At 34.7% G+C, this 265-nt stretch carries 1 protein-coding gene; it reads left to right on the top strand.

Annotated elements, in window-relative coordinates; genetic code table 11:
• A partial coding sequence (locus FOF46_RS32220; protein ID WP_167572053.1) for a hypothetical protein occupies positions 1-265 on the top strand: 265 nt, incomplete at both ends.

Below are 265 nucleotides of genomic sequence, written 5' to 3'. Positions count from 1 at the left end.
TAAAACAAACATCGACAACAACTACCTTTAGATACAATCCTAATACAGCAGGAACTTATAACGTGTATTTTAAAGTGATTGATAATGAAAGCGGAAAATCAGTAAATAGTGCCATACGAAAACTATATGCATATAATCCTTTAAATACCCCCAATGTAAGTGCCTCAAAAGCACATATAGAGCGAGGAACAACTACAACATTTACAGCTTCTAATATAGGTGGGGGTTCAGGATCTCGAAGGTATGAATGGTATGTGAATAATGT

Source organism: Aquimarina algiphila (assembly GCF_007489275.1).
Classification (GTDB): Bacteria; Bacteroidota; Bacteroidia; order Flavobacteriales; family Flavobacteriaceae; genus Aquimarina; species Aquimarina algiphila.
Note: the sequence above shows the minus strand (reverse complement) of the source record. Positions and strands in the feature narration are given on the sequence as shown.